Genomic DNA, 6,905 nt, shown 5'->3' on the forward strand with positions numbered 1-6,905 from the left:
GAAAAGAACCGCAAAGGTAAAGATTAAGATTAGCTGACGGCTGATAGCTAACGGCTGATGGCTGTATTACCTGTTAACTAACTGCTTCAATTGTGGGTGTACCATCAGAGTTAATCCAGGCTATTTGGGCGATAGAGCGATCGCGTGCATAGTTCCGAATTGCTTCGGCATCCCTTCCCCCCAAATCCATTTCTACCCGCACTAAATGGGCAGAATCTCGTAATTTTTGGGCATAAGCAAAAGCAGCAGCATCAGCATTTTGATCTTCTGGAACTACTAACCAGTTACTCGCGGGTATACTCTGCGGTAATTGCTGACTCGATGCTAAAACTTGGTATAAATCATCAATGCTTAATTCAAAACCAATTCCAGGAATATTTTGACCTTGGGGATGATATAGCCCTAAAAGCCGGTCATAACGACCACCACGCCCTAAAACTAACGCCTGACCTTCAGTATCACTAACTACTTCAAACACAATTCCTGTGTAGTAGTCAATAGTTTGAATCAAACTGAGATCCAAAATCAAAGAAAATTTACCTTCTGATTCCAGTAATTCTATCAGGGATTTTAGGTTATTTACCGCTGCTTGCTGGTCAGCATCTAAATTTAAACTGCTGACTTTTTGCAGCACATCAGCACTTTTACCACGCAAATCTAACATGATTCTAGCGCGTTGGTGCAATTCTTCACTCAGAGGTAAAGTATCGAGAGTTACACGATCTAAATTAGCGATCGCATTTCTCACTTCACTTCTGATATTAGCCGGAAAAGCATCCAGCAGAGATTTAGTAATTCCCGCCTCACCTAAAATCAACTGCCATCCACGCAAATCTACAGCTTCTAAACAATTAGCTACCAACAAAAGCACTTCTGCATTTGCCAGTAAACCGTCCGCACCCAGCAACTCCACCCCAGCTTGATAATACTCCTGCTGCTGATTATGGCGCTTTTCCCAGTTGCGGCGAAATACATTAGCATTGTAATACAACCGTTGGGGATAGGTTGCTTCAGCCATGCGAGTAACTACAGTCCGAGCAATAGAAGCGGTGAGTTCTGGACGCAAACCCAATTCCTCATCTTGCCCATTTTGTAATTGTATGACCTTATGGCGCTGAATTGCTTCACCTGCCATCAGCGTATCCATCCGTTCCAGCGTTGAGGTGATAATCCTGTGATATCCCCAACGATGAAAAACCTGTTGTAATCTATCTTCAATCCAGCGTTTTTGAGCCACATCCAAGGGTAATAAATCCCTAGCTCCCGCTGCTGGTTGATACACCATTATTTTTTCTTCCCACCAAACAAACCACCGAACAAACCACCATTTCTAGACTTATCGGGTTGGGTATCTCCATTATTGGCAGGTTTCCTTCCCTGATGAGTACCAGATTGATTTTCTAAAACTTTATCAAGTTTAGGCTTCCATTCCAAAGCTAATTTGTCATTTGGATCTAATTTCAGGGCATTTTCAAAGTAAATTTTAGCCATTTTTAGCTGATTTTGGCGTAAATATATCATTGCCATCCAGCTATGACAGTGACTATTTTTAGGAGCAAGCTTCAAAGCATCTTGTATTTCCACTATTGCCTGAGCAAACTGCTCATTTTCAATCAAAGTTTGAGCGCGACGCAGATACTGTTCTACAACCGCATCTGTTTTTGGTGTAGGAGGAGGGGGTGGGGGAGGGGGTAGAGTGCTAGAAGTACCAGAGGCTTTAATAGATTGGGGCGTAGTCATCAACCGTCCTGCACGCCGCATCAGGTAAACTAAATTCAATTCGCTAATTTGGGCAATAAATAGGGGTGTTTGCTGTAAATCAACAAATTGAATTTCGGCAATTTTAGCCAATTCCTGTTGATACAATAGTTCCATATTGGGAGCGATCGCTAATTGCTTGGCTGCCTCTGTAGTCAATACCACCTCTACTGGTTCTTGTGCCAGACGCTTGCCAATTTGCGACAAAATTAAAGTATATTCGGCTCTATTGCGTTCTAATGACAGTTTTTCATAAGCAGGATTAACCAGTTTAGATAATAATTCAGTGGCTATCTCTTTTTCATGACTTTTGATCACAGCAGCACTATCTGGGTGCAAGCGACGGGCGATTTTGAGATAGCGTTTACGTACTTCCCCGGCACTAGCGTCAACTGGAACACACAAAACTGCGTGATGATCTACAAAATCATATTTGAATAATCCACCATCTATTTTGAAAGACATAGAGAAATATTGCAACCTAGCAGCAATTTTTTATAGTTTACCCTGTCAGTAATATTGAATTAACAGATATTAGTAATTTTCCCATATTACCAAGCTGACAAAGGCGAAATTTGCATTAGTTTCTGACTCAGACTGTTATGAATATAACCGTTAGTACCCAGGATTCTGCCAGAATCAATTTGTAAATCTCCACCATTATAAGCTGTCACCTGACCCCCAGCTTCTTGTACTAAAATTATACCAGCAGCAATATCCCAAGGTGCAATACCTCTTTCCCAATAACCATCCACACGGCCACAGGCAACATAAGCTAAATCTAGAGAAGCAGAACCGCCACGCCTTACGCCTTGGGTAAGATGGGTAAGATGACAAAATTCTGCATAGTTATTATCCTTGGTTTCCCAGCGGTCATAAGCAAATCCTGTTACTAACAAACTTTTACTCAGTTCAGAAGTTTGAGAAACCTTGATAGGTCTGCGGTTGCGTGTTGCACCTAAACCAGCAGCAGCCCGGAATAATTCATTATGGAAAGGATCATAAATTACACCGACTTTTGGCACTCCCTGAATCAACAAACCAATGGAAACAGCAAAACAGGGATATTGATGGGCGTAGTTAGTTGTACCATCTAGAGGGTCAATAGCCCAGAGATATTCACTGGTTTGATTTCCCAATTTTCCTGATTCTTCCGCGAGGATGGAATGTTGGGGAAAGTGACGGTTGATAATTTCCAAAATCACTTTTTCAGAAGCTTTATCAGCAGCGGTAACTAAATCACCAGGTCTGCCTTTTTCGGTAATAGCATCCTCTACTTTACCTAAATAATCTTGCAAAACCACACCAGCAGATAAGGCAGCTTCGGTAGCGATATCGAGAAAAATTTGTAAGTTAGTCATGAGAAGGAGATCAAGAAGTCAGGAGTCAGGATTTCTAGGAGTTCAGGAGTTCAAGGAATTCTAGGAGTTCAGGAGATGGGAAGGATTAATAACCCAATCACCAATCACCAATCACCAGTTACCAGTCCCCAATCACCAATCACTTATTCATCCGCCGATATTCACCAGGAGTTTGACGCATGGGGTTATCTGGGTTCCAGATACCTTGTCCCATCAGTCTTGCCCAAAGTTGGGCATTTTCTAGGCGTTGATTGTATTTGTGATTAGGCGATCGTCCCACAAATAGAGCATACCCTTGTTTGATCACTTGTTCATTCAAAAACACCTGATCTTTCCACCCATAAGCCCAGGTTTGCCCAAACCTGTTTTTGGTTTCCAGGTCAAACTCTAACTTGAGAGATTTTTTCCCGCCATCACCATCATTAATTAACTTTTCTAAAAGTGCTTTAGCATCCTCGCCCCAAGGACGCTGACGTAAATCAGGCGCATCTAAACCGATTAAGCGGACTTGGGAAGTTATATTTGGTTGTTCTCCCAATCCCAGCACTTCTAAAGTTTGTCCGCTGACAACCCGCGCTACTGTGACTACTGTGGGTATGTTTGCTGGCTGATTTTTGCCTTGACAACTGACCAACAACAACAAACAAGATAAAATTGCTACTTTTTGCGCCCACATAACCAAATAGGATACTAATACGGCAATTTTAGCCTGTAAGTAGCTGCGCCTTGGGACAGTCTTCATTGTTTATTATTTGCCTCTAATCTTCATCTAAAGGTAAACCGGCTTTGACTTTGCCTTTACCAAAAAAGCGCCCAAATTGAAGTTCATAAACTTCGTCTTCGTCTTGTGTTTCTACTTCTAAATCAGAACGAGCATAACTCACACACAACAAAGCGTAACCTTGTCGGCGTAAATCTGGGGATAAACCAATAGCTTCTGGTTGGTAAATTTCTCCTGAGATTACCCTGACAGCGCAGGTTGTACAAGCCCCATTCCGGCAAGAAAAAGGCAGTTCTATGCCATGATTTTCCCCTGTATGCAGAATATAACGGTCTTCTGGAACTTGCAGGGTATGTGATACGCCTGTTTGGCGGTTGTGAACTTTGACTGTATGGGTCTGAACCATCTTGATTTTTGCTAGAGAATGTGAGATTGTAGATTTATTGTAAAAATCTTTGATCTAATCATTGCATTTTTTACAAGTTTGGTTTAGAATGAAAATTCATGACACCTGGAGAGGTGGCCGAGTGGTTTAAGGCGCAGACCTGGAAAGTCTGTTTGGGGGAAACTTCAACGAGGGTTCGAATCCCTCCTTCTCCGTTTTTTTTTCAAGATAATGACCAATGAATTTAAGTATATTATTTTTCATAAACCCTATGGTGTCCTGAGTCAATTTACCCAAGAATCGCCTAAACACATTACCCTGAAAGACTATATTGATGTGCCTGATGTTTATCCTGTGGGGCGTTTAGACTGGGACAGTGAAGGTTTATTGTTGTTAACTAATCATGGACAGTTACAGCATCGTCTTGCTAACCCCCGATTTGGGCATAAACGCACCTACTGGGTGCAGGTAGAAAACATTCCTGATGCAGAAGCTATCCAAAAACTATGCACAGGAATAGAAATTCAAGATTACCGAACTCGCCCCGCCCAAGTTAAACTATTTTCAGAAGAACCTATAGTGAGTGAGCGCAACCCCCCGATTAGATTTAGGAAAAATATTCCTACAGCTTGGCTGGAAATGACTCTCACAGAAGGGAAAAACCGCCAGGTGCGACGCATGACTGCTGCGGTAGGATTTCCCACTTTAAGATTAATCAGGGTGAGTATTGCTCACTTACAATTAACTGGTTTACAACTAGGTGAATGGCGCAACCTTACACCCTCAGAAATCCAAGGTTTGAAAAAGTCACGAATTTAACTAATTAGACCTCTCTGAAAAAGAATGTAGAGATGTTGTATGCAACGTCTCTACAAGGTTTAGGGTGCGGAAGGTGGGTTGAATGCTAACGCTTAGTGTGCTGTAAGCATAAAAGTTTAGATGATCGGGAAATCAGGTAAAATGGCAAAATGTCATGAAAAATCCATCATCCAAATATAACTATAATTCTAAGGTTATCCCCGTTCTGAACACGATCGCACTAAGTGAACTGTTTTAGCGGGGGGAATGAAGTTAAAAATAAGTAGGTTAAAGAAACGGGGAAACTAACGTGAGTTCTGGATTTGATTACGATTTAGTGATTATTGGCGCAGGTGTAGGTGGACATGGCGCAGCCCTACACGCTGCTCATTATGGTCTGAAAACAGCGATTATTGAAGCTGGAGATATGGGAGGAACCTGTGTTAACAGAGGTTGTATTCCTTCCAAAGCTTTGTTAGCTGCTTCTGGTAAGGTGCGGGAGTTACGTAACGCCCACCATCTCAAGTCTTTGGGGATTCAAATTGGTGGTGTAGAATTTGAGCGAGAAGCGATCGCTAATCATGCTAATAATCTTGTCTCGAAAATTCAAGGTGACTTAACCAACAGTCTCAAACGTCTGGGAGTCGATATTATCCGGGGGTGGGGAAAAATCGCTGGTTCACAGAAAGTCAGCGTGATGACGGATAGTGGTGACAAAACTATCACTGCTCAAAATATTATTCTTTCTCCCGGTTCTGTTCCCTTTGTTCCTCCCGGAATAGAAATAGACGGTAAAACAGTCTTTACTAGTGACCAAGGTGTAAAGTTAGAATCTTTACCTCAGTGGATCGCTATTATTGGTAGTGGTTACATCGGTTTAGAATTTTCTGATGTTTACACTGCTTTGGGTTGTGAAGTTACCATGATTGAAGCCCTGGATGTGTTAATGCCAGGCTTTGATCGGGATATTGCTAAACTGGCAGAAAGAGTTTTAATTACTCCCCGTGATATTGAAACTAAAGTCGGAATATACGCTAAAAGGGTAATTCCTGGTTCTCCTGTTGTCATTGAGTTAGCAAACTTCCAAACAAAAGAAGATTTAGAAGTTTTAGAAGTTGATGCTTGTTTAGTAGCTACAGGTCGCATCCCCACTACTAAAAATCTCGGTTTAGAATCTGTGGGTGTAGAACTGGATAAACGAAATTTTATCCCTGTAAATGATGGCATGGAGGTATTGTCAGCAGGTGAAGTAGTTCCTAACCTCTATGCCATTGGTGATGCTAACGGTAAAATGATGTTGGCTCATGCCGCTTCGGCTCAAGGTATCATTGCTGTAGAAAATATCCTGGGTAAAAACAAAACGGTAGACTATCGTAGTATTCCCGCAGCAGCTTTTACCCATCCAGAAGTGAGTTATGTGGGTTTAACAGAAACAGCAGCCCAAGAATTAGGTTTAGCAGAAGGGTTTGAAATTGCTACCAGTAAGAGTTACTTTAAAGGTAATTCTAAAGCTTTGGCAGAAAACGAAGCCGATGGTATTGCTAAAGTAATTTATCGTTCAGATACAGGTGAGGTGTTAGGTGTGCATATTTTCGGCGCACACGCTTCCAGTTTAATTCACGAAGCATCCGCCGCAGTTGCTAACCGTCAATCTGTAAAAGATTTGGCTTATTTGGTTCACGCCCATCCTACACTATCAGAAGTGTTAGATGAAGCCTACAAACGAGCGATCGCTAGTTAGGTGATTGGTGATTGGTGATTGGGAAATTAATCCTTTAAAATCTGTGCTTACTTTGATGGAAAAGAATAAATCTTCCCAGTCCCCAGTCCCCAGCGATGCACTGAGCTTGTCGAAGTGTCCCCAGTCCCCAGTCCCCAGTCC

The 6,905-nt window shown here is 42.0% G+C and carries 7 protein-coding genes and 1 tRNA gene; 3 read left to right on the forward strand and 5 right to left on the reverse strand.

What is annotated here, in order from left to right; genetic code table 11:
• Nucleotides 1-73 precede the first annotated feature (73 nt).
• From H5968_RS13340 to H5968_RS13360, 5 genes are all read right to left on the reverse strand, one after another.
• Nucleotides 74-1,285: an ATP phosphoribosyltransferase regulatory subunit gene (locus tag H5968_RS13340; protein WP_187040343.1), complete on the reverse strand. Its 1,212-nt coding sequence runs from the start codon at nt 1,283-1,285 to the stop codon at nt 74-76.
• The gene (locus H5968_RS13345) at nt 1,285-2,223 is read right to left on the reverse strand and encodes a J domain-containing protein (RefSeq protein ID WP_187040344.1); all 939 of its coding nucleotides are present in this window, start codon (nt 2,221-2,223) and stop codon (nt 1,285-1,287) included. The genes H5968_RS13340 and H5968_RS13345 overlap by 1 nt, the downstream gene beginning before the upstream one ends.
• Nucleotides 2,224-2,309: 86 nt before the next feature.
• Nucleotides 2,310-3,119, reverse strand: coding sequence for an inositol monophosphatase family protein (locus H5968_RS13350; RefSeq protein WP_187040345.1), 810 nt, complete (start codon nt 3,117-3,119; stop codon nt 2,310-2,312).
• A 139-nt stretch (nt 3,120-3,258) separates the two neighbouring features.
• A complete protein-coding gene (locus tag H5968_RS13355) occupies nt 3,259-3,861 on the reverse strand; it encodes a thermonuclease family protein (protein ID WP_187040346.1) in 603 nt (200 codons plus the stop codon).
• A gap of 16 nt (nt 3,862-3,877) precedes the next feature.
• Nucleotides 3,878-4,246, reverse strand: coding sequence for a 2Fe-2S iron-sulfur cluster-binding protein (locus H5968_RS13360; RefSeq protein ID WP_096566463.1), 369 nt, complete (start codon nt 4,244-4,246; stop codon nt 3,878-3,880).
• Nucleotides 4,247-4,353: 107 nt separating this feature from the next.
• On the opposite strand from H5968_RS13360, the gene H5968_RS13365 reads away from it, so the two are divergent.
• The 3 genes from H5968_RS13365 to lpdA all read left to right on the forward strand — a co-directional run bounded on the left by H5968_RS13365 (nt 4,354) and on the right by lpdA (nt 6,764).
• A tRNA-Ser gene (locus tag H5968_RS13365) sits at nt 4,354-4,440 on the forward strand.
• A 16-nt stretch (nt 4,441-4,456) separates the two neighbouring features.
• Nucleotides 4,457-5,044: an rRNA large subunit pseudouridine synthase E gene (locus H5968_RS13370; protein ID WP_096566465.1), complete on the forward strand. Its 588-nt coding sequence runs from the start codon at nt 4,457-4,459 to the stop codon at nt 5,042-5,044.
• A 289-nt stretch (nt 5,045-5,333) separates the two neighbouring features.
• A complete protein-coding gene (lpdA, locus tag H5968_RS13375; protein WP_096566467.1) occupies nt 5,334-6,764 on the forward strand; it encodes a dihydrolipoyl dehydrogenase in 1,431 nt (476 codons plus the stop codon).
• Nucleotides 6,765-6,905: the final 141 nt, after the last annotated feature.

This window comes from Sphaerospermopsis sp. LEGE 00249 (assembly GCF_014299995.1).
In the GTDB taxonomy this organism is placed as follows: domain Bacteria; phylum Cyanobacteriota; class Cyanobacteriia; order Cyanobacteriales; family Nostocaceae; genus Sphaerospermopsis; species Sphaerospermopsis kisseleviana.

Bases quoted from the DNA above. Each gene is read 5' to 3' on its own strand.
- H5968_RS13340 (WP_187040343.1), bottom strand. From the start codon at position 1,285: ATGGTGTATCAACCAGCAGCGGGAGCTAGGGATTTATTACCCTTGGAT.
- H5968_RS13345 (WP_187040344.1), bottom strand. From the start codon at position 2,223: ATGTCTTTCAAAATAGATGGTGGATTATTCAAATATGATTTTGTAGAT.
- H5968_RS13350 (WP_187040345.1), bottom strand. From the start codon at position 3,119: ATGACTAACTTACAAATTTTTCTCGATATCGCTACCGAAGCTGCCTTA.
- H5968_RS13355 (WP_187040346.1), bottom strand. From the start codon at position 3,861: ATGAAGACTGTCCCAAGGCGCAGCTACTTACAGGCTAAAATTGCCGTA.
- H5968_RS13360 (WP_096566463.1), bottom strand. From the start codon at position 4,246: ATGGTTCAGACCCATACAGTCAAAGTTCACAACCGCCAAACAGGCGTA.
- H5968_RS13370 (WP_096566465.1), top strand. From the start codon at position 4,457: ATGACCAATGAATTTAAGTATATTATTTTTCATAAACCCTATGGTGTC.